At 61.6% G+C, this 24,848-nt stretch carries 26 protein-coding genes; 11 read left to right on the forward strand and 15 right to left on the reverse strand.

Annotated elements, in window-relative coordinates; all coding sequences use genetic code 11:
* Nucleotides 1-17: 17 nt before the first annotated feature.
* A complete protein-coding gene (locus tag EIY72_RS29040; RefSeq protein WP_093224398.1) occupies nucleotides 18-809 on the reverse strand; it encodes a fumarylacetoacetate hydrolase family protein in 792 nt (263 codons plus the stop codon).
* Nucleotides 809-1,633, reverse strand: coding sequence for an alpha/beta fold hydrolase (locus tag EIY72_RS29045; protein WP_093224401.1), 825 nt, complete (start codon nucleotides 1,631-1,633; stop codon nucleotides 809-811). The genes EIY72_RS29040 and EIY72_RS29045 overlap by 1 nt, the downstream gene beginning before the upstream one ends.
* A gap of 216 nt (nucleotides 1,634-1,849) precedes the next feature.
* Between EIY72_RS29045 and EIY72_RS29050 the strand changes: the two genes are divergently transcribed.
* Together EIY72_RS29050 and EIY72_RS29055 are read left to right on the forward strand one after the other, a co-directional pair.
* The gene (locus EIY72_RS29050) at nucleotides 1,850-2,626 is read left to right on the forward strand and encodes an SDR family oxidoreductase (protein WP_093224404.1); all 777 of its coding nucleotides are present in this window, start codon (nucleotides 1,850-1,852) and stop codon (nucleotides 2,624-2,626) included.
* Between the two features lie 13 nt (nucleotides 2,627-2,639).
* Nucleotides 2,640-3,119 carry an SRPBCC family protein gene (locus tag EIY72_RS29055; protein WP_093224407.1) on the forward strand — a complete coding sequence of 160 codons (480 nt, stop codon included), beginning with the start codon at nucleotides 2,640-2,642 and terminating at the stop codon, nucleotides 3,117-3,119.
* A 130-nt stretch (nucleotides 3,120-3,249) separates the two neighbouring features.
* On the opposite strand, the gene EIY72_RS29060 is transcribed toward EIY72_RS29055, so the two are convergent.
* The 10 genes from EIY72_RS29060 to EIY72_RS29105 all read right to left on the reverse strand — a co-directional run bounded on the left by EIY72_RS29060 (nucleotide 3,250) and on the right by EIY72_RS29105 (nucleotide 11,501).
* The gene (locus tag EIY72_RS29060) at nucleotides 3,250-3,684 is read right to left on the reverse strand and encodes a nuclear transport factor 2 family protein (protein WP_093224410.1); all 435 of its coding nucleotides are present in this window, start codon (nucleotides 3,682-3,684) and stop codon (nucleotides 3,250-3,252) included.
* Nucleotides 3,681-4,070, reverse strand: a complete 390-nt coding sequence (locus EIY72_RS29065; RefSeq protein ID WP_093224413.1) for a steroid Delta-isomerase — start codon at nucleotides 4,068-4,070, stop codon at nucleotides 3,681-3,683. The genes EIY72_RS29060 and EIY72_RS29065 overlap by 4 nt, the downstream gene beginning before the upstream one ends.
* Complete coding sequence (locus tag EIY72_RS29070; protein WP_093224420.1) at nucleotides 4,071-5,273, reverse strand: acetyl-CoA C-acyltransferase; 1,203 nt, start codon at nucleotides 5,271-5,273, stop codon at nucleotides 4,071-4,073. It lies immediately after the preceding gene.
* A 29-nt stretch (nucleotides 5,274-5,302) separates the two neighbouring features.
* Nucleotides 5,303-5,761, reverse strand: coding sequence for a MaoC family dehydratase (locus EIY72_RS29075; protein ID WP_093224423.1), 459 nt, complete (start codon nucleotides 5,759-5,761; stop codon nucleotides 5,303-5,305).
* Between the two features lie 2 nt (nucleotides 5,762-5,763).
* Entirely contained in the window at nucleotides 5,764-6,546 is a 783-nt protein-coding gene (locus tag EIY72_RS29080) for an SDR family oxidoreductase (RefSeq protein ID WP_093224427.1), read from the reverse strand.
* Between the two features lie 13 nt (nucleotides 6,547-6,559).
* Entirely contained in the window at nucleotides 6,560-7,753 is a 1,194-nt protein-coding gene (locus EIY72_RS29085; protein ID WP_093224430.1) for an acyl-CoA dehydrogenase family protein, read from the reverse strand.
* The gene (locus tag EIY72_RS29090) at nucleotides 7,750-8,922 is read right to left on the reverse strand and encodes an acyl-CoA dehydrogenase family protein (RefSeq protein WP_093224433.1); all 1,173 of its coding nucleotides are present in this window, start codon (nucleotides 8,920-8,922) and stop codon (nucleotides 7,750-7,752) included. The genes EIY72_RS29085 and EIY72_RS29090 overlap by 4 nt, the downstream gene beginning before the upstream one ends.
* Before the next feature lie 150 nt (nucleotides 8,923-9,072).
* Nucleotides 9,073-10,482, reverse strand: coding sequence for an ArnT family glycosyltransferase (locus tag EIY72_RS29095; RefSeq protein WP_093224436.1), 1,410 nt, complete (start codon nucleotides 10,480-10,482; stop codon nucleotides 9,073-9,075).
* Nucleotides 10,483-10,485: 3 nt separating this feature from the next.
* Entirely contained in the window at nucleotides 10,486-10,764 is a 279-nt protein-coding gene (locus EIY72_RS29100) for a lipid-A-disaccharide synthase N-terminal domain-containing protein (RefSeq protein ID WP_093224439.1), read from the reverse strand.
* The gene (locus tag EIY72_RS29105) at nucleotides 10,761-11,501 is read right to left on the reverse strand and encodes a glycosyltransferase family 2 protein (RefSeq protein WP_093224441.1); all 741 of its coding nucleotides are present in this window, start codon (nucleotides 11,499-11,501) and stop codon (nucleotides 10,761-10,763) included. Before EIY72_RS29105 ends, EIY72_RS29100 begins: the two co-directional genes overlap by 4 nt.
* Before the next feature lie 303 nt (nucleotides 11,502-11,804).
* On the opposite strand from EIY72_RS29105, the gene EIY72_RS29110 reads away from it, so the two are divergent.
* Nucleotides 11,805-12,452: a YceH family protein gene (locus tag EIY72_RS29110; RefSeq protein ID WP_093224444.1), complete on the forward strand. Its 648-nt coding sequence runs from the start codon at nucleotides 11,805-11,807 to the stop codon at nucleotides 12,450-12,452.
* Between the two features lie 131 nt (nucleotides 12,453-12,583).
* On the opposite strand, the gene EIY72_RS29115 is transcribed toward EIY72_RS29110, so the two are convergent.
* The gene (locus tag EIY72_RS29115) at nucleotides 12,584-13,402 is read right to left on the reverse strand and encodes a shikimate 5-dehydrogenase (protein WP_093224447.1); all 819 of its coding nucleotides are present in this window, start codon (nucleotides 13,400-13,402) and stop codon (nucleotides 12,584-12,586) included.
* A 247-nt stretch (nucleotides 13,403-13,649) separates the two neighbouring features.
* Here EIY72_RS29115 and EIY72_RS29120 point away from each other — a divergent pair, with 247 nt between their 5' ends.
* The 3 genes from EIY72_RS29120 (at nucleotide 13,650) to EIY72_RS29130 (ending at nucleotide 14,731) form a co-directional block, all read left to right on the forward strand.
* Entirely contained in the window at nucleotides 13,650-14,000 is a 351-nt protein-coding gene (locus EIY72_RS29120) for a hypothetical protein (protein WP_093224450.1), read from the forward strand.
* 232 nt (nucleotides 14,001-14,232) lie between these two features.
* The gene (locus EIY72_RS29125; RefSeq protein WP_093224453.1) at nucleotides 14,233-14,427 is read left to right on the forward strand and encodes a hypothetical protein; all 195 of its coding nucleotides are present in this window, start codon (nucleotides 14,233-14,235) and stop codon (nucleotides 14,425-14,427) included.
* A 112-nt stretch (nucleotides 14,428-14,539) separates the two neighbouring features.
* On the forward strand, nucleotides 14,540-14,731 hold the full coding sequence (locus tag EIY72_RS29130; protein ID WP_093224456.1) for a hypothetical protein: 192 nt from the start codon (nucleotides 14,540-14,542) through the stop codon (nucleotides 14,729-14,731).
* Here the strand turns inward: EIY72_RS29130 and EIY72_RS29135 are convergent.
* The gene (locus EIY72_RS29135; RefSeq protein WP_093224459.1) at nucleotides 14,728-15,789 is read right to left on the reverse strand and encodes an AI-2E family transporter; all 1,062 of its coding nucleotides are present in this window, start codon (nucleotides 15,787-15,789) and stop codon (nucleotides 14,728-14,730) included. The genes EIY72_RS29130 and EIY72_RS29135 overlap by 4 nt on opposite strands.
* Nucleotides 15,790-15,953: 164 nt before the next feature.
* On the opposite strand from EIY72_RS29135, the gene trhP reads away from it, so the two are divergent.
* Complete coding sequence (gene trhP, locus EIY72_RS29140) at nucleotides 15,954-17,279, forward strand: prephenate-dependent tRNA uridine(34) hydroxylase TrhP (protein ID WP_093224462.1); 1,326 nt, start codon at nucleotides 15,954-15,956, stop codon at nucleotides 17,277-17,279.
* 18 nt (nucleotides 17,280-17,297) lie between these two features.
* On the opposite strand, the gene EIY72_RS29145 is transcribed toward trhP, so the two are convergent.
* Nucleotides 17,298-18,161, reverse strand: a complete 864-nt coding sequence (locus EIY72_RS29145) for a LysR family transcriptional regulator (RefSeq protein WP_093224465.1) — start codon at nucleotides 18,159-18,161, stop codon at nucleotides 17,298-17,300.
* Between the two features lie 97 nt (nucleotides 18,162-18,258).
* On the opposite strand from EIY72_RS29145, the gene EIY72_RS29150 reads away from it, so the two are divergent.
* From EIY72_RS29150 to EIY72_RS29165, 4 genes are all read left to right on the forward strand, one after another.
* Nucleotides 18,259-19,170: a DMT family transporter gene (locus tag EIY72_RS29150; protein ID WP_093224468.1), complete on the forward strand. Its 912-nt coding sequence runs from the start codon at nucleotides 18,259-18,261 to the stop codon at nucleotides 19,168-19,170.
* Nucleotides 19,171-19,271: 101 nt separating this feature from the next.
* Nucleotides 19,272-20,411, forward strand: a complete 1,140-nt coding sequence (gene ampC, locus EIY72_RS29155; protein ID WP_093224470.1) for a class C beta-lactamase — start codon at nucleotides 19,272-19,274, stop codon at nucleotides 20,409-20,411.
* A 136-nt stretch (nucleotides 20,412-20,547) separates the two neighbouring features.
* Complete coding sequence (locus EIY72_RS29160) at nucleotides 20,548-21,171, forward strand: response regulator transcription factor (protein WP_093224473.1); 624 nt, start codon at nucleotides 20,548-20,550, stop codon at nucleotides 21,169-21,171.
* Complete coding sequence (locus tag EIY72_RS29165; RefSeq protein WP_231985501.1) at nucleotides 21,172-24,774, forward strand: ATP-binding protein; 3,603 nt, start codon at nucleotides 21,172-21,174, stop codon at nucleotides 24,772-24,774.
* Nucleotides 24,775-24,848 lie beyond the last annotated feature (74 nt).

Consider the following 24,848-nt stretch of genomic DNA (forward strand, 5'->3'; position numbering starts at 1 on the left):
GGTTAAAACCCCACAAGTCAGGCGCAGAAAGACACCCGGGCGCTGCCCAGGCCATCGATGGTCAATTCGAAGCGGTCACCGGCGCGGGCCGGTTCCAGCGGCACCAGTGAGCCCGAGAGAATGATCTCCCCGGCCTTGAACGGAATGCCGAAGGCGCCCAGGGTGTTGGCCAGCCAGGCCACGGCGGTGAGCGGATTGCCCTGCACCGCCGAACCCAGGCCTTCGCTCAGCGGCTGGCCATTCTTGAACACGCGCATGCGCAGGTTGGGCAGATCGAGTTCCCGCGGATCGACCTGACTGTCACCCAGCACGAACACCCCGCAGGAAGCGTTGTCGGCAACAGTGTCCTGTATGCGGATACGCCAGTCGTGAATCCGCGAGTCGACAATCTCGAAGCACGGCATCACGCATTCGGTGGCGGCCAGCACATCGGCTTCGGTGATGCCGGGGCCGACCAGATCCTGCTTGAGCTTGAACGCGATCTCACCCTCGGCACGGGGCTGGATCAGCTTGTTGGCCGACAGGGAAATCTGCGCGTCGTCAGCGAACGCCATCTGCCGTGTGATGAAGCCGAAGTCCGGTTGATGCACGTTGAGCATCTGCTGGACGGCAGCCGAGGTCACACCGATTTTCTTGCCGACAATCGCGTCACCGGCGGCCACCCGACGTTCGATGGCGTACAGGGAAATGTGGTAGGCGTCCTCGATGCTGATCGCCGGCCAGCGCTCGGTCAGCGGCGCCAGGGTCGAGCCGCTGAGCAGCGCCTGATACAGCTCTTCGCCGAACTCACGGCGCAATTGCACGCTCATCAACGCGCCTCCTGCAGGAAGGCCAGGCACTCGCGATTGAACAGCTCGCGGTGTTCGACCTGAACCCAATGGCCGCACTCGCTGAGCATCACGAAGCGGATACGGCTGCAGTGTTCGAGCATGGTCTGGGCGCCCGAGGATGGGCAGAATTTGTCGTTCATGCCCCAGAAACCAAGGATCGGGCATTGCAATTCGGCCAGGCGCGCGGTCATGTTCGGCACCTGCATGGTCGACAACACGCACACCGGCTGCTGTTGCACCACGGCCACGCGTTCGTTGACCGTTTCGTCGCTGATCAGGCTTTCGTCGAACAGTTGCAGGGCCAGCAAACGACGCATGCCGGCCGCGTCATTCAACTCGCCCTTGGCGAAGGCCGCGCCCATTTTCTGGATGCCTTCCATCTGCAGGTAGTACTGCTCTTTTTCCATCAGGCCACCGGGGGCCATCAGCACCAGGCGGCTGACCCGCTGCGGTTGATCGAGGGCAAACTTGATGGCGATGGCGCCGCCCAGCGAGTTGCCGACCAGCACGCAACGCTGGATATCCAGCGCATCGAGCAAGCCGTTCAGGGCGCTGACAAAGAAGTCCAGGGTGTAGAGGGTGTCGGGTTTGTCCGACGCACCGTAGCCCGGCAGGTCGGGCACGATGACCCGGTAACCGGCCTCGGCGAACACCGGGTAGTTCTGCTTGAAGTTGCTGTGACCGCTGGCGCCCGGCCCGCTGCCATGAATGAAAATCACCGGTTCGCCGTTGCCGACGTCCCGGTAGTGCAGCTGCAAACCTTCCGGCAGCGTAACGAAGTGCCCTTGCGCTGAAGCGCCCATAAGGTGTCCTCCCGGCCTGTTGTTGTACCGGGATTATTCCGAGGGGCCGGGTGCGCAACATCGTCCGACAGGACTACGCCATCGCCGGTTATACCTGCCTCTAATGGGGGTGCGAGTTTGCTCCGGGCGGCGTTTCTAGTCCCATCGGACGTTGGCCTTTCCAGGTCGCAGACCTAGCATCGGGAGCATTTCCCCTTCGACTGAATGAGGCGTTCCATGCTTGATCCGATGGACTTTCGCGGCAAAGTGGTACTGGTCACCGGCGGTGGCAAAGGCGTCGGGCGTGGCATCAGCCAGCGTTTTCTCGACTGCGGCGCCGAGGTGGTGATCTGCGGACGCGAAGCCCCGGTCACCTTGCCGGCCAGCGGTGGGCGCGAGGCGCTGTTCCTGGCTTGCGACCTGCGCGATGTCGAGCAGTCCGGCCAACTGATCACCCAGATCGTCGAACGCTTCGGGCGCCTCGATGTGCTGGTCAACAACGCCGGTGGCTCGCCGAACGCCGATGCCGCCAGCGCTTCGCCGCGCTTCAGCGAAGCGATCATCCGCCTGAACCTGATCGCACCGCTGAACCTCTGCCAGCAAGCCAACCGGGTGATGCAGGCCCAGGCCGATGGCGGCGCGATCATCAACATCTGCAGCGTCAGCGCCACCCGCCCTTCGCCGGGCACGGCTGCCTATGGCGCGGCCAAGGCCGGGTTGCTGAACCTGACCACTTCACTCGCCGTGGAATGGGCGCCGAAGGTCCGGGTCAACGCCGTCACCGCCGGGCTGATTCTCACCGAGCAGGCGGCGATGCATTATGGCGACGAAGCAGGGCTTGCCCGGGTGGCGGCGACCATTCCGTTGCAACGCCTGGCAACCCCGCAGGACATCGGCGACACCTGCCTGTACCTGGCCTCCGGGCTGGCCCGTTATGTCAGCGGCGCCGACATCGCGGTGCATGGCGCCGGTGAACGTCCGGCGTTTCTCGATGCCGCGCAATCCCATTCATAAAAGGAGTTTGGACATGTCCGCGATTGCCAGCCACAGCGTGCAGCTGGACCTCCCCCCCCACGCCGCCTGGGCGAGACTGAGCGACCTGAGCCTCGCTCCGCACTACGTGCCGGGGCTGACCGGTTGCCAGTTTCATCCCGGGCCACAGGCAGGCCTCGGCGCCAGTCGCCGGGTGTTGCGCAAGGGCGGTCAGTATCTGGATGAAAGTGTGGTGCAGTGGCAGGAAGGCACAGGGTTCTTGCTGCGCTTGCACAAGGGCAGCAGCGACTCGCCCTTTCCGTTTCGCCAGGCCAGTTTCAGCTATGCCTTGCAGCCTGCGGGTGACACCACGCGCATCACCCTGCAAATGAGCTATAGCCTGCGCGGTGGCAAGTTAATGGAGTGGATGCTGAGCAAGGCCTTCAACAAGGTGGTGCGGCAGATTGCCGAGAACCTCAAGGCGTACTATGAAACCGGTCGGACGCAGAATGCGGATTTGGTTTCAGGCAAGTAAATCTTTGCCTGACAGGCCGCTATCGTCGGAACGCCGCCCGCAGCAAGCCGGCTCCTACAAGTGATCTCGTGACTGTAGGAGCCGGCTTGCTGGCGATGGGGCCGGAATACGCACCGCCACTTCAGAGCGCTCAGGAACGCGTCACTTCCGAATGTGCGGCAAAGCAGGTAGCAACAATTTTCCACTGCCCGCCAACCCGCCGATAGCGATCCTGATAAAAGCCACCCAACTGCCGCGTCGCCCCGGTCTCGCCATCCAGGTTGAAATACCACAGCGCCCAACGGCCCTGGGCTTCGTCCTCACTCAACAGCTCGATTTCCGGATTGGCGCCATGGTGCAGGTCGATGACCCGCGCATGGCAGGCCAGTTCGCGGTACAGCGCGACGAAGCTATCGCGCTCGCGAAAGACCCCGAGCGGCCCGTAGTCGATCAGCACTTCGCCCTCGGCAAAGCAATCGGCAATGTCCTCGGTCTGTTTGAGATCGCAGGCATTGAGATAACGATGTTTGAGCTGACGGATCGCCTCCAGCGCTTCCAGCCGGGCGATGCGCTGTTCCAGGCTCATGCTGCACCCCGGGCGGTGACGTTGATCTCGCTCCAGAACGCCTTCATCGAACGGATCTTGCCCTCGGCATCGAACTCCATCACGTCGATCACGTGCAGCGAGCAAGGCTGGCCGCCCCACTCCATGTCGACCCGAAACGGCATCGCCCCGCAACCGTTGAGCGTCGCCCGCACCGGGCCGGTCTGAGTCGCCGACACCTTCATCGCCCCCAGCCCCTGCCGGTAAAACCGCTCGATGGCGTCGAGGCCAAGCAACGGCGGTTGCCCGACCGGGTCCTCGACCACGGCGTCCCGGGCATAGAGGGCGACGATGGCGTCGATGTCACCGGCATCCACCAACTCCACGTAACGCGACATGGTTGCCTGAATCTGCGCTGCGCTGATCATTCAGACCACCTCGAACAGGGCGGCCGCGCCCATGCCGCCACCGATGCACATGCTCACCACCACGTAACGCAAGCCGCGACGCTGGCCTTCGACCAGCGCGTGGCCGACCATGCGCGCACCGGACATGCCGAACGGGTGACCGATGGAAATCGCCCCGCCGTTGACGTTCAGGCGCTCGGCCGGAATGCCCAGGGTGTCGCGGCAGTACAGGACCTGGCAGGCGAACGCCTCGTTGAGCTCCCACAGGCCAATGTGATCCATGGTCAGGCCGTGACGCTTGAGCAACTTGGGAATCGCGTAGACCGGGCCGATGCCCATCTCGTCGGAGTTGCAGCCGGCCACCGCCATGCCGCGATAAATCCCCAGCGGCTCCAGGCCGCGCTTCTCGGCCATTTTTGCGCTCATCAACACCGAGGCCGACGCGCCATCGGAGAGCTGCGAGGCGTTACCGGCGGTGATGAAACGCCCCGCTTCGCTCCACTGGCCGCCCTGCCACACTGGCTCCAGGGCGCTCAGGCTTTCGCGGGTGGTGTCGATGCGGTTGCACTCGTCACGCAGCAAGGTGACGGTTTCATAACGGGTTTCACCGCTGGCCTTGTCGAAGATCGATTTGCGACTGACCATGGGCGCCAGCTCGCGGTCGAACAGGCCGGCACTCTGCGCCAACGCGGTCTTGACCTGACTCTGGTAGCTGTATTCGTCCTGTTCTTCGCGGGAAATGCCATAGCGCGCCGAGACGATTTCGGCGGTTTCGATCATCGGAATGTAGGCGTGTGGATCGAGTTCGATCACCGCGTTCGACTGGTTGCGGTAGAGATTCTTGTGCTTGTTCTGCACCAGGGAAATCGACTCGAGGCCACCGGCAACGGCGATGTCGATTTCGTCACACATGATGCCTTTGGCGGCCATGGCGATGCTCATCAGGCCCGACGAACACTGACGCTCGACGGCCATCCCGGCCACCGACGTCGGCAGGCCACCGGCAATCGCGCACAGGCGCCCGAGGTTGTAGGACTGGGTGCCCTGCTGCGCGGCGGCACCGATGATCACGTCGTCCACTTCGCCCGGCTCGATACCGGCGCGACGCACGGCTTCGCGCACCACATGGCCGCCCATCTGCGGGGCTTCGGTGTCATTGAAGGCACCGCGAAACGCTTTGCCGATAGGGGTCCGGGCGGTTGAAACGATGACGGCTTCTTTCATGTTCAGCTCCTCGAAAATGCTCTTGAAGATCAGGCCGGGTAATAACGGCTGATGGTGTCGACCACGCAGCCGGGACGGGCTTCGCCATCGATTTCGACGCTGACGCGGATGGTCGCCTGCACGCCGCCCTTCACTTCCTCGACCGCCATCAACTGCGCACTGCCGCGCACCCGCGAACCGACGCGCACCACGGCGGGAAAACGCACGCGCTCACAGCCGTAGTTGACACCCATGGCCAGCCCGCGCACTTCCACGATCTGCGGCAGGAACAGGTTGACCAGCGACAAGCTCAGGTAGCCGTGGGCAATGCAGGCGCCAAACGGACCGCTCGCGGCCTTGACCGGATCGACGTGAATCCACTGATGATCGCCAGTGGCCTCGGCAAACTGGTCGATGCGGTCCTGCTCCAGCAACACCCAGTCGCTGACACCCAGCTCCTGGCCCACGGCGTCGAACAGCGCCATCGGTGTGTCGAAAATACGTGGCATGCTCAGGCCCTCTGACTGGACACCGACAACACTTCGCCGGTCATGTAGGAGCTGTAGTCGCTGGCCAGGAACATCATCACGTTGGCCACTTCCCAGACTTCGGCGGCGCGGCCGAAGGCTTCGTTGGCGGCCAGTTGATCGAGCACCGCCTGCGGCGCGGATTTACGCAGGAAATCGTGCAGGGCAATGCTCGGGCTGACCGCGTTGATGCGGATGCCGTAATCCGCCGCCTCGACTGCAGCGCAGCGGGTCAGCGCCATGACCCCGGCCTTGGCCGCGGCGTAGTGCGACTGCTCCTTCTGCGCGCGCCAGCCAAGCACCGAGGCGTTGTTGACGATGACACCGGCGCGGCGCTCCATCATCTTCGGCAGCATGGCGCGGGTCATGCGCATGGTGCCGGTGAGGGTCACATCGAGTACGCGGTTCCACTCTTCATCGCCCATTTCCACCAGCAGACGCGAACCACCAAGGCCGGCGTTGTTGATCAGCACATCGACGCCTTGCAGGTCACATTCGGCGCAGGCAATCAACTGCTGGACCTGGGCTTCGTCGGCGACGTTACAGACCTGACCGTAGACCTGTTGCAGGCCGGTGGTCTCGCGAATCTTCAGCACGGCTTCGGCCAGTCGGCCCTCGTGGATGTCGCTGATCATCAGCGCTCGGCAGCCCTCTTCGGCGGCACGCACGGCGGCGGAAAAACCGATCCCAGCGCCTGCGGCAGCAGTGATCAACACAGACTTGTCACGCAACAGGCCGCGACCGGCCACATACTGGGGTACAGACATCAAGACTCTCCTTTCAGGCGCGCGAGCGCGGTTCTTTGGGCATGCCCAGGGCACGCTCGGCGATGATGTTGCGCTGGATTTCGTTGCTGCCGCCGTACAGGGTGTCGGCGCGACTGAACAGGTACAGGGACTGCAAACGGGTCAATTGGTAGGGTGCGGCCTCAAGCAGCTCCGCTTCGGCACCCAGCACGTCCATGGCCAACTTGCCGAGGCTGGCGTGCCAGGTCGACCAGAACAGCTTGTAGATGGTTGCCTCTTTACGCAGTGAACCGTCCTGGCTGCCGGAGAGCATGCGCAGCGAGTTGTAGCGCATGATCCGCAGCCCGCTCCAGGCTTCGGCCAGGCGCTGACGCAGGATCGGATCACGGTCGGCGCCGTTGGCTTTGGCGATGGCAATGATTTCGTTGAGTTCGTTGTGAAACTGCATCTGCTGGCCGAGGGTCGAGACGCCACGCTCGAAACCCAGCAACGCCATGGCAATCTTCCAGCCGTCACCCGGTGCGCCGATGATGTTCGCAGCGTCCGTGCGGGCGTCGTCAAAGAACACTTCGTTGAACTCCGAAGTGCCAGTCAGTTGTTCGATGGGCCGCACAGTGATTTCTGCCTGGGCCATCGGCACCAGCAGGAACGACAGGCCGCGATGGCCAACACTGCCCGGCTCGGTGCGGGCGATGACAAAACACCAGTCCGACTCATGGGCCAGCGAAGTCCAGACTTTCTGGCCGTTGATGACCCATTGGCCGCTGGCTTCATCCAGGGTCGCACGGGTCTTGACGTTGGCCAGATCGGAACCGGCGCCCGGCTCGGAGTAGCCCTGGCACCAGAACGAAGTACCGCTGACGATGCCCGGCAGAAACCGCTGTTGCTGCTCGGCAGTGCCGAACGCGGCGATGGTCGGACCGGCCAGGCCTTCGCCGATGTGGCCCATGCGACCGGGCCCACCGGCGCGGGCGTACTCTTCGTTGAAGATCACCTGCTGGGTGATCGACAGGCCGCGCCCACCGTGTTCCGGCGCCCAGCCGACGCAGGTCCAGCCACCTTCGGCGAGCTTGCGTTCCCAGGCTTTGCGTTCCTCGGGGAACATGTGTTCATCCCCCGGGCCACCGCGAAAACGCAGTTGTTCGAACTCGCCAGTCAGATTGGCGCTCATCCAGTCGGCGACTTCCCGGCGGAAGCGCTCGTCCTGTTCACTGAAGCTGATTTTCATGGCTGCTCTCCCAGAATCACCGAGGCAATGCGCTCGCGATGCCAGGCCGGCAGCCCGAGGAAGCTTTCACTGGCGCGGGCGCGCTTGAAGTAGAGGTGCGGGTCGTATTCCCAGGTGAAGCCGACGCCGCCGTGCAACTGAATCGACTCCGACGCACAGTGGAAATAAGTCTCCGAGCACTGCGCCTTGGCCAGTGCCGCAGCCAGTGGCAGCTCGGCAGCCACCTGTGCATCGCCTTGCGGATCGAGTACTTCCTGGGCCACGCAGGCGGCGTAATAGCTGGCCGAACGCGCGCATTCGACTTGCAGCATCATGTCGGCGGCACGGTGTTTGAGGGCCTGGAAACTGGCGATGGGCCGTCCGAACTGCTGACGTTCCTGCATGTAAGCCACGCTCAGGTCGAGCACCTGCTGCGCGCCACCGGTCTGCTCGGCGGCAAGGCCGATACAGGCCAGTTGCAGGGTTCGCTCCAGGTGCGACCAGCCGTTGCCGAACTCGCCGAGCAGCGCGTCGGCTTCCAGGTAAAGGCCCTTGAGTTGAATGCGCGCCTGACGGCGGGTCTGGTCCATGGTCGGCAACATCTGCCGTTCGATACCGGCCTGCATCGCATTGACGGCAAACAGGCTGATGCCCGTCTCGCCGGTCGAGCCGGGATGCCGGGCGGCAATGATCAACAGGTCGGCACCATGACCGTCGAGGACGTGCTTGAGCGTGCCATTCAGGACATAACCTTCGCCTTCGGCCACCACTGTGGCCTGCACGTCGTCGGCCGACCAGCCATTGGCGCTGCTGAACGCCAGGGTCGCGGTGACGCTGCCATCGGCAATCGACGGCAGCCAGCGTTGCTTTTGATCGTCATTGGCCGCCAGCAGCAGTGCCGGCGTGGCCATGCACGCCGTGGCGTAGAACGGTGAGCAGAGCAAACGCCGGCCCATCTGTTCCAGCAGGATCGCCAGCTCGACGAAGCCCAGACCCAAACCACCGTAGGTTTCAGGGATGTGAATCGCCGGCCAGTACATCTCCTGGCACAGCCGCTGCCAGAGCGCTTCGTCAAACCCGCGCTCGCTGACCATTGCCGCCCGCACGGCGGCAGAATCCGAGACATCGGCAAGGAAGCCCTCGGCCGATTCGCGGATCATTTCCTGTTCGTCGCTGAATGCAAACTCCATCGCGGCGCCTTCTGCTCGTTTGGCGGGGCGCGCGTGGCGCAACACCCCTTTGAGCATGAAGTTTGGCGCCGGCCGGACCCGGCAGAATCGTTAGCCCTGCCTAGTCCGAACGGGCGATGTGAGGAGGTGATTAACCGATACAGACGCCCATCAGTGGCATTCGCCGCCCATGCGCACCAGCACCGCACCGCGATCAGGTTTCAGGTACGGCTTGACCTCACCGACCTTGCAGGTCGCCAGGTTCTGCAAGGCCGGATCGTAGGGCTCCTGCATGAACAGCAGCCCCGTCGGCCGGTTGCTGTCCCGCAACTGTTCAACCGTCAGCGGCGCTACTGGCCGGCCCATGTAATAGACCAGGCGGATGTCCGGTTCACCCAGGGTATAGGCCTTGCGCTCCGGTTGTCCGCCGGCCAACGCGGCAAGCTGCTCCAGGCCGTCGACCCGGTGCGACAGCACCCGCGCTTCGACGAACATGTAGAACACCACGAAGCCGGCCAGCATCACGTAGGGCACCGTGGCCAACACCGTGCGCCAGCGCCCCTTGAGGTCATCGAGCACCGCCGACCAGTGCATGGCCAGCAACAACGCCATCGAGGGATAAATCGGCAGCAGGTACTTGGCGTGTTTTTCCGTGAACAGCGAGAAGACCAGCACCGGCAGCAGCGTACTGCACAGCAGCATGGCCGCTTCGGGGCGTGTGCGAACCATCGCCAGGAACCGCCGTGGCTGGACAAACAGGATCAGCCAGAACGGAAAGAAATCCCCGGCCAGGTACAACAGATAGGCGTACCAGGCCTCGGCGCCCTGCCCGTCGATCTTCTTGACGATGTCTTCGTTGATGATCGAGCCCCAGATGCCCCAGCCCTGGTTCAGCGACACCGCCACGTACCAGGAACTGCCCAGCACCACGGCAATCAGCCAGCCCCAACCGTCGCAGAGGTAGGCCTTGGCCCGCCCATCGCGGTAGATCAAGGCGTACAGCAGGATCGGCGCCGTCACCCACAACAGGCACACCGGCCCTTTGGTCAGCAGCGCACAGCCGAGCAGTGCATAACTGAGCCGACTCCAGGCAACGTGCCCCTGGCGAAAAATGAACTGCCAGGCGGCGAGCAAGGCGCCAAAGCACAGCAGCGTCAGGAGCATTTCGATTTCAGAACGCCGCGCAAACAGGCTGAAACCGCCGTTGGCGGCGAGGAATACCACGGCGAACAGCGCCACCTGGCGTCCGGCCTGGCGCACGCCGTAGCCATAGAGCAGCAGGCAGCACAGCGAAGCGGCCAATGCCGAAGGCAGGCGCACGCTCCACTCGGACAGGCTGCCGATTACAGCGGTCGAAATCAGTCCCGCCCAATAAAAAAACGGCGGCTTGGACAGGTACAAGTCGCCGTTCATGTAGGGCAGCAGCCAGCTTCCCGCTTCGTGCATTTCCCGCACGGCCACGGCTCGGCGGGCTTCGTTGACACTCAGGAAGGGTATGCTGCCCAATCCCCAGAAAAACAACAGTGCAATGGCAACAGCGACAAGCAACGTGATACTTCGGCTCGAAAGCGATCCACGCATGACCTACTCCTTGAGGTTTTTGCTTTTGGCGATCAACTGCAAGTTACGAAAATAGACCAGCGAGCCGAAGGCCTGGCCAACGATGAAGACCGGGTCTTCACGGTAGATGGCATAGGCCAGCAACAGCGTGCTGCCGACGATGCTCAGGTACCAGAAACTCACCGGGATGACGCTGCGTTTCTTGTACTCGCTGTACAGCCACTGCAGGACAAAACGCCCGGTGAAGGCGATCTGGCCGATAAATCCAATCACCAGCCATAGGGTTTCACGGGTCATGTTCATCCTTCGATCTCCTGGGCGTGGGTATTGAGCCGCGTACGCCTGATCAGCCACCAGACCCCGAACAGGTCGAGTATCCCCACCAGCGCCCGGTCGAGATTGCCGTATTTGGACACCCCGGCGGTGCGCGGACGATGGTTGACCGGGTGGACGATCATTCGGCCGTTGTGACGCTGGATCAACGCCGGGATGAAACGGTGCATGTGGTCGAAATAGGGTAGACGCAGGAAGGCTTCGCGCTCGATCAGCTTGAGGCCACAACCGGTGTCCGGGGTCGAGTCCTTGAGCAGGCGACTGCGCAGGTTGTTGGCAAAGCGCGAGGCGTAACGCTTGCTTGCGGTGTCACGGCGGTTGACCCGATGCCCGGCGACCAATTGCACATCGCTCCTGCCCCGCTCGTCGCGCACCAGGGCGAGCATGCCGGGAATGTCCGCCGGGTCGTTCTGGCCGTCGCCATCGAGAGTCGCCAGCCATCGGCCACGGGCCTGTTGCGCGGCATGGTAGAGCGAGGTGCTCTGGCCCAGTGAACGCTCGTGATGGAGGATGCGCAGGTTGCTCAAGCCATTGAGCTTGATCTGCCGCAGCTCTTGCAGGGTGGCATCGGTGCTGCCGTCATCGACTACGATGATTTCGTAGGCCTCATCGGCCAGTGCCACGCGGATTTCCTCGAGCAATGGCTTGAGGTTATTCGCTTCGTTTTTGGCGGGGATCAATACGGATACAAAAATGTCTTGGCTCATGGAGTCTCTCTCGCCTTTATCGGGTTGTTTTTATCCAAGGCGAATGACGGTGTCGTGCACCGGTCGACTCGATGCCTGCTGCAACCGTTCAGGGTAATCATGCCGGACGAGGCTGTGCCCGAACGGCGGGCTCGCGCGGCCTCGCATAGGCTGCCCGGCCAATTGTAAAAAAGTTGTTAATTATTCATACACTTTTTGTAACCATCACGACCGTCGGTGCAATGATTTCTGTTGCCATTGGCGTTTGCCGCTCTAAAGTGCAGCGACGCGCGAACAATCATGAATCGGGTAAGGACGCACACCATGAGTACTGAATCAGAGACGACCTTCGACGAGCCACGGCTCAACAGTACGGAAATCCGCATTCTGGGCTCGCTGATCGAAAAGCAGGCCACCAGCCCGGAAACCTATCCGCTGACCCTCAACGCCCTGGTGATTGCCTGCAACCAGAAAACCAGCCGCGAACCGGTGATGAACCTCACCCCCGGCCAGGTCGGCCAGAGCCTGCGGGCGCTGGAGGGACGCGGCTTCACCCGACTGGTGATGGGCAGCCGTGCCGACCGCTGGGAACACAAGGTCGACAAGGCCCTGGAGCTGGTGCCGGCCCAGGTGATCCTCACCGGATTGATGTTTCTGCGCGGCCCACAAACTGTCAACGAACTGCTGACTCGCAGCGGTCGCATGCATGAATTCGAAGACAGCGAACAGGTGGTGCATCAGCTGGAACGGCTGATAGCCCGTGGTCTGGCGGTGCTGATTCCACGTCAGGCCGGCCAGCGCGAAGACCGCTACACCCATGCCCTGGGTGATCCGGCGGACATCGAGGCGATCATGGCGGCGCGGCAGAATCCGGGCGAGCGTGGCGGCAGCGGCGGCGTGTCGGTGGAGCGGATCGAAGAGCTGGAGGCGCGGATTGCCGCGCTGGAAGAGCGTTTGGCGCGACTTGAGTAACCCCCATAATACCTGTAGGAGCGAGCATGCTCGCGATGGTGGCATGGATGACGCGGGGAACCTGATGCCCCACCTTATCGTTGACGTCCATCGCCAGCAGGCTGGCTCCTAAAAGGGATAGGTCGTAGCAATTAACTGCGGGCGAACTCCACGGCTTTCTGGAACTGTTCCTGCGTCGGCCGCGCCCCGGTGTACAGCACAAACTGCTCCAGCGCCTGGATGGCAACCACTTCCAGGCCTGTAATGACTCGCTTGCCCTCGGCGCGCGCGCGCACGATCAGCGGTGTTTCCGAGGGGATCGCCACCACATCGAACACTGTTTGCGCTTTTTCAATCACGTCGGCATCGAACGCCAGCTGATCGGCTTCTGGCCCGCCGGTCATGCCGATCGGCGTGACGTTGATCAACATCTGCGGGCGCCGCGTTCCCAGCTCCGCCTGCCATTCATACCCCAGCGATTGCGCCAGCGCCTGGCCGGCCTGTTCGTTGCGGGCCACGATCAGGCCGTTTTTGTAGCCACCGTCGCGCAAGGCACTGGCCACCGCCTTGGCCATGCCGCCGCTGCCACGCAGGGCAAAGGTCGAGTCCTTGGGCACTTCATGGGTTTGCAGCAATTGCGCCACGGCAATGTAGTCGGTGTTGTAGGCCTTCAAGTGGCCGTCGGTGTTGACGATGGTGTTGATCGACTGGATCGCTGCCGCCGAAGGGTCCAGTTCGTCCACCAGGGCAATGCAGGCTTCCTTGAATGGCATGGAGACGCCGCAGCCACGAATTCTCAGGGCCCGGATACCGGCCACCGCACCCGGCAGGTCATCGCTGGCGAACGCCTTGTAGTAGAAGTTCAAGCCCAACTGTTCATACAGATGATTGTGAAAACGCAGGCCAAAGTTGCCAGGGCGTGCCGACAGGGACATGCACAGCCGGGTGTCTTTGTTCGGGTGCATCTGCATGAAACTTTCTCCTTCAAGAGCACTTTCGGATGGACGGGATTGGCCAGTCCATCGGGTTCTGTTCGATCATATAGGCATGGCTGAATCAGCCAATGGCGTTGAGTAAGGAAGTCGGTACAGACCTTACACAAAATTTACCTAACGGCCGTGCTGATTTTCGAAATTACGCTGTCTTAGAAGTATCCCCGCGAAAACACTTGGGTCTATTGCAGGTCCAGGCGCCGGGTCGAAGAACCGAGGAATTATCATGATTCGTAAAATCCCCACAGTAGCCTTGCTGATCGGCGCGCTCGCTATCGCAGGACAGGCGCAAGCCCATGGTGGTGGTAACTATTGGCAAGGCCCGGCGGTATTTGGCGCCATCGTCGGCACTGCCATCGTCGGCTCGGCCCTGATCAACGCCAACCGCCCGGTCTACGTCGCCCCACCGCAACCGGTCTATGCCCAACCGGCGCCGGTGTATTACGCACCGCCACCGCCTCCGGTCTATTACCAGCCGGCTCCGGTCTACGTGCAGCAACCGATCTACTACCGCCCGGCGCCGGTCTACTACGGCCCGCCCCGTGGTTACTACGGCCCGCACTATGGCCACTACTGACAAACCTTCAAAGGCCCCGCGCAAGCGGGGCTTTTTTATGCCCGCTCGCAGGCAGAGGTCTGGATCAATCTCGCCGGGGTCGCTATCGGAACAGTGCATCCGGCACCGTTTGGCATGATGAAGACGGCTCGCTTTCTGCCCGGCGGCAGTAAAACGGTCATCTTTTTGTCATGACAGGCCCGCAAGCTCGGCACTGTCCGTCGATAACAGTTCAAACAACAAGGACGACCACATGCCAACGCAAAACCCGCACCGCATTGTCGGTCTGTGCACCTCCAGCAAGGTCTACAACGTGTTGACCGAACTCAAGCACCTGGAAGGGCATCGCAGCGCCAAGTTTCTCTCCTTGCTGACACAAAACCTGGTGCGCAAGGGCCTGCTCAACGAGCAGGAAGTGGTGCACATGCTCGATCAGGTCGTCGACTGAGCGACGATCGGTCGTTTGCCCCTGCTCGCGTCAATGACGACTATCGAAAGTGTTGATTGTCGGAAAAATCGCCGCGGTCTTAAGGTAGCTCCATAGATTGATGGAGGTACTTATGTCCCAGGTTCAAATCATGTCCGTAATCGGCAGTGCCGTTCCCGCCCAGCTCCGGGCCCTTGGAATGCTCGCCTGCTGGTACGTGGTCAAGGACGGCGAACAACTCAGTGGCCCGCTCACTTCACTGCCCGCCGCCCAGGCGCTGTCACAAAGCCTCGGCAGCCAGCAACGCGGCAAACTCAGCGCCTAAGGCAGCTGCACCCGTGGTTTGGTTTCGATGAAAATGGCCCAGCTCGACATGAACAGGGCCGCAATCAACGGGCCGATGACAAAACCGTTCAAACCGAAGATCGCCAGGCCGCCCAAGGTCGAAATCAGGATCATGTAGTCCGGCATCTTGGTATCCTTGCCCACCAGCAGTGGCCGCAGCAGGTTATCCACCAGACCGATCACGAAGGTGCCGAACAAGCCCAGTACCACGCCCTGCCAGATTTGCCCGGTGAGCAGGAAAAACACCGCCACCGGCGCCCAGACAATCCCCGCCCCTACCGCTGGCAGCAACGATAGAAACGCCATCAACACCGCCCAGAGCAACACGCTGTGGATGTCCAGAAACCAGAAAATCAGCCCGCCCAACGCACCTTGCGTGATGGCTACCAACAGGTTGCCCTTCACCGTGGCGCGCACTACGCGATTGAATTTGAGTTGCAATCGGCGCTTCTGATGCTCCTGCAACGGTACCGCTGTACGCACTTTGCGCGCCAGTTCCGCGCCGTCGCGCAGGAAGAAGAACAACAGATACAGCATGATGAAAAAACTGACGATGAACTCGAAAGTGCCTTGGCCGAAGCTGAACGCCTGGGAGGCCAGCACCTGTCCGCCGGTCATCGCACTCTTGACGATTTTCTCGCGCAGGCCGTTCAGCTCACCCATGCCGAAGCGGTCCAGCAGGTGCTGAAAATACGGCGGCAACGCGTGTTTGAACTGCGCGACGTAGCCGGCGATATCCAGCTCGCCGCTCTCGACACTCTTGTACAACGCCGCGCCTTCCTGCACGAGCAGGACACTGACAACGATCACCGGCAGGATCGCAATCACCAGGCAAATGCTCAGGGTGCACAACGACGTCAGGTTGCGTGGCCAGCCAAACTTCAATTGCAGGCGACGTTGCATCGGCGCGAAGACGATCCCGAGGATCACCGCCCAGAACACTGCGCCGTAGAACGGCAGCAAAATCCAGATGAACGCCAGGCTCACCAGCGCCAGCAATACCGCCAGCGATTTGTCTTGTAGCGTCTTCTCGCTCATGTCGGATCCAGATCAGGTCGTCAGGGCGAAAATGAACGCCCTGATGCTTAGTCCTCCACGGCGCGCGCGAGTGCCGTCGGTTTGTTCACTCGGCATAGATCCAGATCAATAAAGCCATTGCCCGAAGCCTTTACCCTGCCCGGCTTTTGCGACCGACACCGACCATGCACCTCATCGCACCCGAACTGCTCGCCCCCGCCGGCACCCTGAAAAACATGCGCTATGCCTTCGCCTATGGCGCCGATGCGGTGTACGCCGGCCAACCGCGCTACAGCTTGCGGGTGCGCAACAACGAGTTCGACCACGCCAATCTGGCCCTGGGCATTCAAGAGGCGCAGGCGCAAGGCAAGCGTTTTTACGTGGTGGTCAACATCGCGCCGCACAACGCCAAGCTCAAGACCTTCCTCAAGGACCTGGCACCCGTCATCGCCATGGCACCGGACGCCCTGATCATGTCCGACCCCGGCCTGATCATGCTGGTGCGTCGGCATTACCCGCAGATGCCCATTCACCTGTCGGTGCAGGCCAATACGGTGAACTGGGCCAGCGTCGAGTTCTGGCAACAGCAGGGTTTGAGCCGGATCATCCTGTCGCGGGAGCTGTCGCTGGAGGAAATTGCCGAGATCCGCGAACAAGTGCCAGCCATGGAGCTGGAGGTGTTCGTCCACGGCGCGCTGTGCATGGCTTATTCGGGGCGCTGCCTGCTCTCGGGTTACATGAACAAACGCGACGCCAATCAAGGCAGTTGCACCAATGCCTGTCGTTGGAAGTATTCGGCACAACCGGCTACCGAGAATCAGCTTGGTGACATCGTTCAGCAGTTCCAGCCGGAACCCACCCTGGGCCTCGGTGCGCCTACCGATCAGGTATTCCTGCTGCAGGAGGCCAATCGCCCGGACGAACAGATGCCTGCCTTCGAAGACGAACACGGCACCTACATCATGAACGCCAAGGACCTGCGCGCCGTGCAGCATGTCGAGCGTTTGACGCAGATGGGCGTGCATTCACTGAAGATCGAAGGTCGAACCAAATCGCACTTCTATTGCGCCCGCACCACCCAGGTCTATCGCCGGGCCATCGACGACGCCGTGGCCGGACGTGAATTTGACCGCAGCCTGATGAGCGATCTGGAATCCCTGGCCCAGCGCGGCTATACCGAAGGCTTTCTGCGCCGGCATGTGCATGATGAATACCAGAACTACCAGAACGGCAGTTCGGTGTCGGAACGTCAGCAGTTTGTCGGTGAACTGACCGGCGAGCGGCGTGACCGGCTGGCGCAAGTCAAGGTGAAGAATCGCTTTACCCTCGGCGATCACATGGAGTTGATGACACCCAAGGGCAACTTTCATTTCGATCTGCACCAGTTGCAGAACGAACGGGGCGAATCGATCGACGTGGCACCGGGTGATGGGCATACGGTGTATCTGCCGATACCGGATGCGGTGGATCTGGCGTTTGGTCTGTTGATGCGCGATATCAGCGCAATTTGATCCCGTGCAGGTTTGGTATCAGGCGAACTCTTCGCGCAGCATCGCTACAAATGCCTCCCGCGCCGGGTGCACCCCGGCGTTCTCATGCCAGTAGAACAGGCTCTCGATCGCGGTGATCTCGGGAAACTCGTAGCCTACGCATCCCGCGCCCTTGGCGTATTGATCGAAAACGCCCTTGGTCACCAACGCCACCCCCGCACCGGCACTGACACATCCGACAATCGCCCCGTAACTGGCCAGGCTGACAATCGGCAGCGCCAGGCCCTGACGCATCAACCAGTGCTCCATCGCCGCCCGATAGGGACAGCCTTGCGGCCAGAGGAAGACGGTTTTGTCGCGCAGATCGGCGACCTCGTTCAGAGGCCCCAGAGAGGTCGAGGCAATCAACAGCAGTTCTTCACGATAGGTCGGCGTTCGTTTGAGGTGGGCGCGTTCGACATCCACCGCGACTATGGCGCCGTCAAGCTTGTGGTTGGAGGTGTCGTCGAGCAATTGCGCCCAGGTACCGGTGGTCAGCTCGAGGGCCACCGCCGGGTAGCGCTTGTGGAACTTTGCCAGCAGGCGTGGCAAGCGCCCGGTGGCGGAGGATTCGATGGCCCCGATGCGCAACGGGCCGGACGGATCGGCCGAGGGGTCCACGGCGCGTTTGGCTTCGGCGGTCAAGGCGAGAATTTTCGAGGCATAGCTCAGGAACGTCTGCCCGGACGGGCTGATGCGCAGCCCCCGCCCTTCGCGCAGGAACAGGGCCACGCCAAGCTCGGCCTCCAGCGCCTTGATCCGCGCCGTGATGTTCGACGGCACGCAATGCAGCAATTCTGCCGCCCGGGCAATGCTGCCGACCTCGGCAACTGTCTTGAACATGCGAATCTGCGCCAGTTCCATAATCATCACCAAAAGTGAGCAATAGCCACAGTATAAGTCAGTTGTGGCGAACGATTCGCCTTCTGATACTGGCTGCATCGACCCCAGGTGCACGACCATGACGCCACTGACTCACACCCCGGTTTCACCCTTGAAAATCATCCTGGCCATGGCATTTGTCGTGGCCAGCTGGGGCTTTTCCCCGACCGGCATCCACATTGGGTTGCAAGCCTACGACCCCGTTCATCTGGCCTTGTCGCGCTTTCTGCTGGCGTCGTTGTTCATGGCCGTCATTGCCGTATTCAAGGGCATTCGCCTGCCGAAATGGCGCGACGTGCCATTGATGATGGGGCTGGGTTTCTTTGCGGTCAGCCTGCACCACGTGGCGATCAACTTCGGGCAACAGGGCGTCAGTGCGGGTGCGTCCAGTGTGCTGGCGCAGACCACGCCGCTGTTCAGTACCCTGCTGGCGCGCTTCGTGTTCAAGGATCGGGTCAGCGCCTGGCGCTGGGGTTGCGTGTTGCTCGGCTTGATCGGTGCGGTGATTGTGGTGGCAGGTGATCATGGCCTGGGCAGCATCGACGCCCACGGCCTGCTGATCCTGCTGGCGGCCGTGTCCTGGAGTCTTTATTTTGCCCTGCAGAAACACCACAGCGGGCGTTACGACGGCCTGACGCTGGTGTGCTACACGGTGTGGTCCGGCACGCTGCTGCTTCTGGTTTTTCTGCCGGGGCTGTTCGATCAGATCGCACACGCCCCGATGCACGTGCAGTTCGCCGTGATTGCCCTCGGCGTTTTCCCCAGTGCCCTGGCGTATCTTGCGTGGGCCTATGTGCTGGCGCATGTGGATTTGAGCCGGGCCACCATGACGCTGTACCTGACACCGCCGACGGCGATGGTGATTGCTTCGTTTATCCTGGGGGAGCGGCCGACGCTGATGATCGTTGTCGGGGGGCTGGTGGTGTTGGCGAGCGTGTTGGCATTGAATCTGGAGCGGCGCATTTTTGTTGCTCAGGCGGTCAGGGTCTGACGCCATCGCCAGCAGGCTCCCAGATTATTTTGCGCTGTGGAAAATGCACCCCACGCCCTTAAAATGGCGCGTAACTGAATCAACAATGGAAGAGACTCACAATGGACAGTCTGAAAACACTCGCCGCTGCCCTGGCGCTGCTCGCCGCCGGCCAGTGCGTCGCCCAGGATCAACTCGAATCCGTGGTGAACGCTGCGGTGCGCCCGGTCATGCAAGCCGAAGGCATTGCCGGCATGGCGGTCGCAGTCACCGTCAACGGCCAGCCGCACTACTTCAACTACGGCGTGGCCTCGAAAGAATCCGGCAACGCGGTCACCCAGGACACCCTGTTCGAGATCGGCTCCGTCAGTAAAACCTTCACCGCCACCCTCGCCGGCTATGCCGTGGCCAGCGGCAAACTGTCACTCGACGACAAGGCCAGCCAGGTGCTGCCGGCCTTGCGTGGCAGCGCCTTCGACAACATCAGCGTTGTGCAACTGGGCACCTACAGCGCCGGTGGCCTGCCGCTGCAATTCCCCGGCGAGTACGACTCCGCCGACAAGATGCTTGGTTACTACCAGCAATGGAAACCGCTCTACCCAGCCGGCAGCCATCGCCTGTATTCCAACCCCAGCCTGGGTCTGTTCGGCTATCTTGCCGCGCAGAGCCTGGGCGTGCCGTTCGATGAAGCAATGGAGAAGACCCTACTGCCCAAACTCGGCTTGAAACACACCTTCCTCAGCGTGCCACAGGATCAGATGGGCCTTTACGCTCAAGGTTACAACAAGGACGGCAAACCCGTACGGGTTGGCCCGGGAGCGCTGGACTCGGAGGCCTACGGGGTGAAAACCAGTGCGGCGGACCTGCTTCGTTACGTGCAAACGAACATGCAGCCAGGGACACTGGAAAAGCCTCTGCAACAGGCCATCGCCCTCACCCACAGCGGTTACTACAAGGTTGACGGCATGACCCAGGGGCTCGGTTGGGAGTTCTACCCTTACCCGGTGCCCCTGGAGCAACTGCAGGCGGGCAATTCGAATCGGATGGCTTTTGAAGCCCATCAAGTCCAGTGGATCAAGCCACCACAAGCCCCGCGCCAGGATGCCCTGTTCAACAAAACCGGGGCCACCGGAGGCTTCGGCGCCTACGTCGCCTATGTGCCGCAAAAGCAGATCGGCATCGTGATGCTGGCCAACAAGAACTATCCGAATGCGCAGCGGATCAAAATCGCTCATCAGATCTTGAGTGCGCTCGACCAATAACCTTAAGCACCTTGCATACCCACACAAAACCAGTAGGATTCGCGCCTCTTTTTTACTGCACCCCACCACGCATCGCCCCCTGAAAGCCCGCTTTCAGCTCAGGGGCTATGCTGAATCAGGGAATGAGGGCTGATCCATGAAAGTGCTGTTGGTCGATGACCACGCAGTCGTGCGCATGGCGTTGGGGATGATTCTGGCCCGGGAAGGCCATGAAATCGTCGGAGAATGCGACAACGGCGTCGACGCGCTGAGCCAGGCGTTCGCGCTCAAACCCGATGCGATCGTGCTCGACCTGGATATTCCCCTGCTCGACGGTCTGGCGGTGCTCGACCGCTTGCGTGTCGGTGGCAGTACAGCGCAGGTTCTGGTTCACACCGGCTTGAAAAGCAAGGTTTACGCCGCTCAGTGCCTGCGGGCCGGTGCGGCGGGCTTTCTGTCGAAGATCGACGATCCCGTGGAAATCGTCACGGCTCTCAACGCGGTCGCCATGGGCAAGTCCTGGTATCCGGCCGACACCCTCGACTCGGTCCGCCACAGTGACTATGCGCGCAACGAAACCCAGATGCTCAGCGCCATTACCCGGCGTGAACTGAAAGTGTTGCATGGCCTTGCCCTGGGCAAGAGCAACAAACAGATCGCCGAGGACATGCTGCTGAGCCACAAGACCATCAGCACCTACAAGACTCGCCTGATGCAAAAGCTCAACGCCCATACATCGCTCGAGCTGATTGAGTTTGCCAAACGCAACGACCTGGTCTGAATGATGAATCGATATGGTCGATACCTGCCAGGACTGTTGCTGTGTCTGCTGGCGCTGCTGGCACTGCCGGTAACCGCTGACTCGTTGATCCTGCTCAGCCGTGCGACGGACAGCCAGGAGCGTCTTTCCCTGACGCCTTTACAACGTCAATGGCTGATGCAAAAGGCCGAGCTGCGGATCGGTGTCTATTTGCCCGACCGGCCACCGCTGGACATCACCGCCAATCAGAAGGATTACGAAGGGCTATCGGCCGATTACCTCGATGTCCTGGCGCGTGCACTGGGTATGCGCGTACGTGTCGAACGGTACGCCAACCGGGCTGATGCACTGGCCGCGTTGCAACGAGACGAGATCGACCTGGTGCCGCGCATCAATCGTCTCGAAAGCCAATACGCCGATTTGCGCCTGAGCGCCCCCTACGCCTACGACCAGGCGGTGCTGATCAGTCGGTTCGGCACCCACTGGATCGACAATCGGCCACCCCCGGGCACCCGGGTACTGTTCGATCAGGACTGGATCCGTCAGGACCGGGTGGCTTCGATGTTCCCCGGCTACGAGGTGGAACAGGTCGAATCCACCGCAGAGGGGCTTGGCAAGGTGGCCTACGGCGAAGGGATGGTCCTGCTCACCGATGCAATATCGGCGCAGTACCTGCTCGAACACAGCTACCAGCAAAGCCTGAAACAGACCATCGAGCGTGACTCCGAGGGCCTGGGTTTCAGCTTTGCCGTGCAGCAACGCAACAGTCAGTTACTGACACTGCTCAACAGTACGCTGGCGAACTTTTCCCCTCGGGAGCGCGAGATCATTGCCCGGCGCTGGGGCATCGGCGCCAACCCGAAGCTGGGCTACAACCGTTTGCAACTGACCACGGACGAGCAGCAATGGATCAAGGACCATCCGCAAATCGATGTGCTGGCCAACGATCTGTACTCACCCTTCAGCTTTTTTGATGCCAACGGTGAAATGCGCGGCATGGCCGCCGATTTGCTGGAAATGATCAACGACCGCACTGGGCTGGTCTTTCATCCCGTCAACCTTTCCTCCGTGCAAGCCATGACCCGTCGCGCCGAACGTGCGCCGCCCAGCCTGATCGCGGCGCTGACCCGCAGCGAGCGCCGCGAGGAACGCCTGGCATTTTCCCGACCTTTTTTCATCAACCCCTTCGTGCTGGTGACCCGCGTACAACCCGAGCGTGAGGGGCTGGCCAGGCTCAAGGGACAGTCCGTGGCAATCATCAAGGACTCTGCCGCCGCCAAATGGCTGGAGCGCGAATGGCCCGAGATCAAGGTCGTGGAGGTCGATACGCCGATCGAGACCTATGAGTTGCTGGCCGAGGGTTCGGTTGAAGGCGTGATCCAGCCGCAACAGGGCGCGGGCTACCTGATCGACCGGTTCTTTCGCGGCCAGTTGCAGATCGACTCGGTGCTCGGTGCGCAACCGGCGCTGGTCGCCTTCGCCAGCGGTAAACAGAATACGCAACTGATCTCGATCATCGATAAGGCCCTGCTCGACATATCACCCGATGAACTCAGTGCCCTGGCCAATCGCTGGCAAAACCCGCAGGAAAGCCAGGGCGGCTGGAGCGCCTACAAGCACTGGTTCTTCCGTGCCGTCATGGTGATGGTGCTGGTGTTGCTGCTGGTGGTGTCATGGAACCTGGGGTTGCGCAGGCAGATCGCCGAGCGGCTCAAGGCACAAAAGGCCTTGAACGACCAACTGGTGTTCATGAAGGTCCTGGTGGACGGCACGCCGCACCCGATCTACGTCCGCAACCGTCAAGGCCTGCTGCTGACCTGCAACCGCGCCTACCTGCAAGTGCTGGACGTGGAGCCCGGCCAAGTGCTGAACAAGGGGCTGATTGAAGCCAACATCCTGCCGCTCAAGGACGCGCACAGCTACAAGCGCATTCACCGCACGACACTCGAAAGCGGCGAGCCGTCGTTCGACAATTTCACCATGACCGTCAAGGGCAAGACCCATTACGTGTATCACTGGGCGCTGCCCTATCGGGACTCCGACGGCACCATGACCGGGGTGATCGGCGGCTGGATCGACCTCACGGAACAGCATGACCTGCAGCACGCGTTGATCCAGGCGAAGAACCAGGCGGAAGCGGCCAATCGTGGCAAGAGCCATTTTCTCGCGGTGATGAGCCACGAGATCCGCACGCCCATGAGCGCCTTGGTTGGTGTCCTGGAACTGCTGCGGGGGAACCCGGGCGATAAAGGCAGCGACGCCGAGTTGATCGACATCGCGCAGAAGTCCGCCAGCGGCATGATGGAACTGATCGGCGAGATTCTCGACTTGTCGAAGATCGAGTCCGGGCAGCTGGAGCTGCGCGCTGGCGGCGGTTATCCGCAACGTCTGGCGCGCACTGTGCTGCAGAGTTTCGCCAGCCTGGCCCGGCAGAAAAACCTCGAACTGGCCTTCGTCAGCCACGGTCCGGACATTGCGGTGCAACTGGACTCCCTGCGCTTTCGGCAGATCCTCTCCAATCTGGTGAGCAATGCCATCAAGTTCACCGCCCAGGGTACGGTCACGGTCGAATTGACGCTGAGGGTCGAAGGGTCACTTACACACCTGCAACTGAGCGTGCGCGATACCGGCATCGGCATGGACGAGCAGCAACGCCAGCGCCTGTTTCAGCCCTACACGCAATTCGCCGAACAGGACACTGAGCTGCAGAGCGGAACCGGCCTGGGTCTGGCCATCTGTCAGCAACTGACCCAATTGATGGGCGGCCGGCTGGCCTGCACCAGCCATCCAGGGCAAGGCTCGTGCTTCGTGCTGACCCTGGACCTGATGTCGAACAGCGAACCGGATGTCGAAACCCTGCACGATGACAAGCCCCTGGCGCCACTGCCGATGCGAAATGTGCTGATCGTCGAGGATCACGAGTTCAATCGTGTGGTACTGCAACGCCAGCTCGAATCCCTCGGGATGCGCGTCACTTGTGCGGAAAACGGCCTGGAAGGCCTGCGTCTCTGGACTCAGGACGCTTTTGATTACCTGATCACCGATTGCAACATGCCGCTGCTCAACGGCGACCGGATGACTCGTCAGTTACGTGCCGTCGAGGCCGCCGAGGGACGAACCCCCACTCACGTACTCGGTCTGACCGCCAACGCCCAGCCTCAGGAGGTCCAGCGCTGCCTCGATGCCGGGATGAACGACTGCCTGTTCAAACCGTTGACCCGCGGCGCTCTCGAACGTTACCTGCACGACGCCGAACGTGCACGCCGGGAGACCGCCCCATGCTTTGACCTGTCCAAGGTCAACGCCATCACCGCCGGCAATCACGCCATGACCCGGCAGTTGTTGGCTACGGTATTGCGCACCAATCAGGAAGACTTCGACGCCTTGCAGGCACTGTTTTGCTCAGGCGATTTCAGCGCCATGGGACGGCGTTGCCACAAGATGCTCGGCAGCGCCCGGATTATTCATGCCGCGCCAATGATAAGCGCCTGCGAGCAACTGGAGTCGGGCTGTGAAGCCATGGCCACGCAGCAGGAGCTGCATCGATTGTTCGAAGCCTTTGCCCGGGAAATGAAACGCTTGCAGGAACACCTGCAAGCCACGATCGACGGCGAAACGCCGTAGGACTAGTCCTACAAAATCTTGGGATTCCCCTGCGTTACCTCGCCCTTTTGCCTGCGCAGAATTCGCCACCTCAA

This window comes from Pseudomonas vancouverensis, from assembly GCF_004348895.1.
Lineage (GTDB): Bacteria > Pseudomonadota > Gammaproteobacteria > Pseudomonadales > Pseudomonadaceae > Aquipseudomonas > Aquipseudomonas vancouverensis.

Coding starts and splice junctions, on each gene's coding strand:
- EIY72_RS29125 (WP_093224453.1), top strand. CDS start 14,233: ATGCCAACGCAAAACCCGCACCGCATTGTCGGTCTGTGCACCTCCAGC.
- EIY72_RS29150 (WP_093224468.1), top strand. CDS start 18,259: ATGACGCCACTGACTCACACCCCGGTTTCACCCTTGAAAATCATCCTG.
- EIY72_RS29060 (WP_093224410.1), bottom strand. CDS start 3,684: ATGAGCCTGGAACAGCGCATCGCCCGGCTGGAAGCGCTGGAGGCGATC.
- EIY72_RS29135 (WP_093224459.1), bottom strand. CDS start 15,789: ATGAGCGAGAAGACGCTACAAGACAAATCGCTGGCGGTATTGCTGGCG.
- EIY72_RS29160 (WP_093224473.1), top strand. CDS start 20,548: ATGAAAGTGCTGTTGGTCGATGACCACGCAGTCGTGCGCATGGCGTTG.
- EIY72_RS29095 (WP_093224436.1), bottom strand. CDS start 10,482: ATGCGTGGATCGCTTTCGAGCCGAAGTATCACGTTGCTTGTCGCTGTT.
- EIY72_RS29050 (WP_093224404.1), top strand. CDS start 1,850: ATGCTTGATCCGATGGACTTTCGCGGCAAAGTGGTACTGGTCACCGGC.
- EIY72_RS29165 (WP_231985501.1), top strand. CDS start 21,172: ATGATGAATCGATATGGTCGATACCTGCCAGGACTGTTGCTGTGTCTG.
- EIY72_RS29085 (WP_093224430.1), bottom strand. CDS start 7,753: ATGAAAATCAGCTTCAGTGAACAGGACGAGCGCTTCCGCCGGGAAGTC.
- EIY72_RS29070 (WP_093224420.1), bottom strand. CDS start 5,273: ATGAAAGAAGCCGTCATCGTTTCAACCGCCCGGACCCCTATCGGCAAA.
- EIY72_RS29090 (WP_093224433.1), bottom strand. CDS start 8,922: ATGGAGTTTGCATTCAGCGACGAACAGGAAATGATCCGCGAATCGGCC.
- EIY72_RS29120 (WP_093224450.1), top strand. CDS start 13,650: ATGATTCGTAAAATCCCCACAGTAGCCTTGCTGATCGGCGCGCTCGCT.
- EIY72_RS29115 (WP_093224447.1), bottom strand. CDS start 13,402: ATGCAGATGCACCCGAACAAAGACACCCGGCTGTGCATGTCCCTGTCG.
- EIY72_RS29045 (WP_093224401.1), bottom strand. CDS start 1,633: ATGGGCGCTTCAGCGCAAGGGCACTTCGTTACGCTGCCGGAAGGTTTG.
- ampC (WP_093224470.1), top strand. CDS start 19,272: ATGGACAGTCTGAAAACACTCGCCGCTGCCCTGGCGCTGCTCGCCGCC.
- EIY72_RS29075 (WP_093224423.1), bottom strand. CDS start 5,761: ATGCCACGTATTTTCGACACACCGATGGCGCTGTTCGACGCCGTGGGC.
- EIY72_RS29080 (WP_093224427.1), bottom strand. CDS start 6,546: ATGTCTGTACCCCAGTATGTGGCCGGTCGCGGCCTGTTGCGTGACAAG.
- EIY72_RS29110 (WP_093224444.1), top strand. CDS start 11,805: ATGAGTACTGAATCAGAGACGACCTTCGACGAGCCACGGCTCAACAGT.
- EIY72_RS29130 (WP_093224456.1), top strand. CDS start 14,540: ATGTCCCAGGTTCAAATCATGTCCGTAATCGGCAGTGCCGTTCCCGCC.
- EIY72_RS29105 (WP_093224441.1), bottom strand. CDS start 11,501: ATGAGCCAAGACATTTTTGTATCCGTATTGATCCCCGCCAAAAACGAA.
- EIY72_RS29040 (WP_093224398.1), bottom strand. CDS start 809: ATGAGCGTGCAATTGCGCCGTGAGTTCGGCGAAGAGCTGTATCAGGCG.
- trhP (WP_093224462.1), top strand. CDS start 15,954: ATGCACCTCATCGCACCCGAACTGCTCGCCCCCGCCGGCACCCTGAAA.
- EIY72_RS29055 (WP_093224407.1), top strand. CDS start 2,640: ATGTCCGCGATTGCCAGCCACAGCGTGCAGCTGGACCTCCCCCCCCAC.
- EIY72_RS29100 (WP_093224439.1), bottom strand. CDS start 10,764: ATGAACATGACCCGTGAAACCCTATGGCTGGTGATTGGATTTATCGGC.
- EIY72_RS29065 (WP_093224413.1), bottom strand. CDS start 4,070: ATGATCAGCGCAGCGCAGATTCAGGCAACCATGTCGCGTTACGTGGAG.
- EIY72_RS29145 (WP_093224465.1), bottom strand. CDS start 18,161: ATGGAACTGGCGCAGATTCGCATGTTCAAGACAGTTGCCGAGGTCGGC.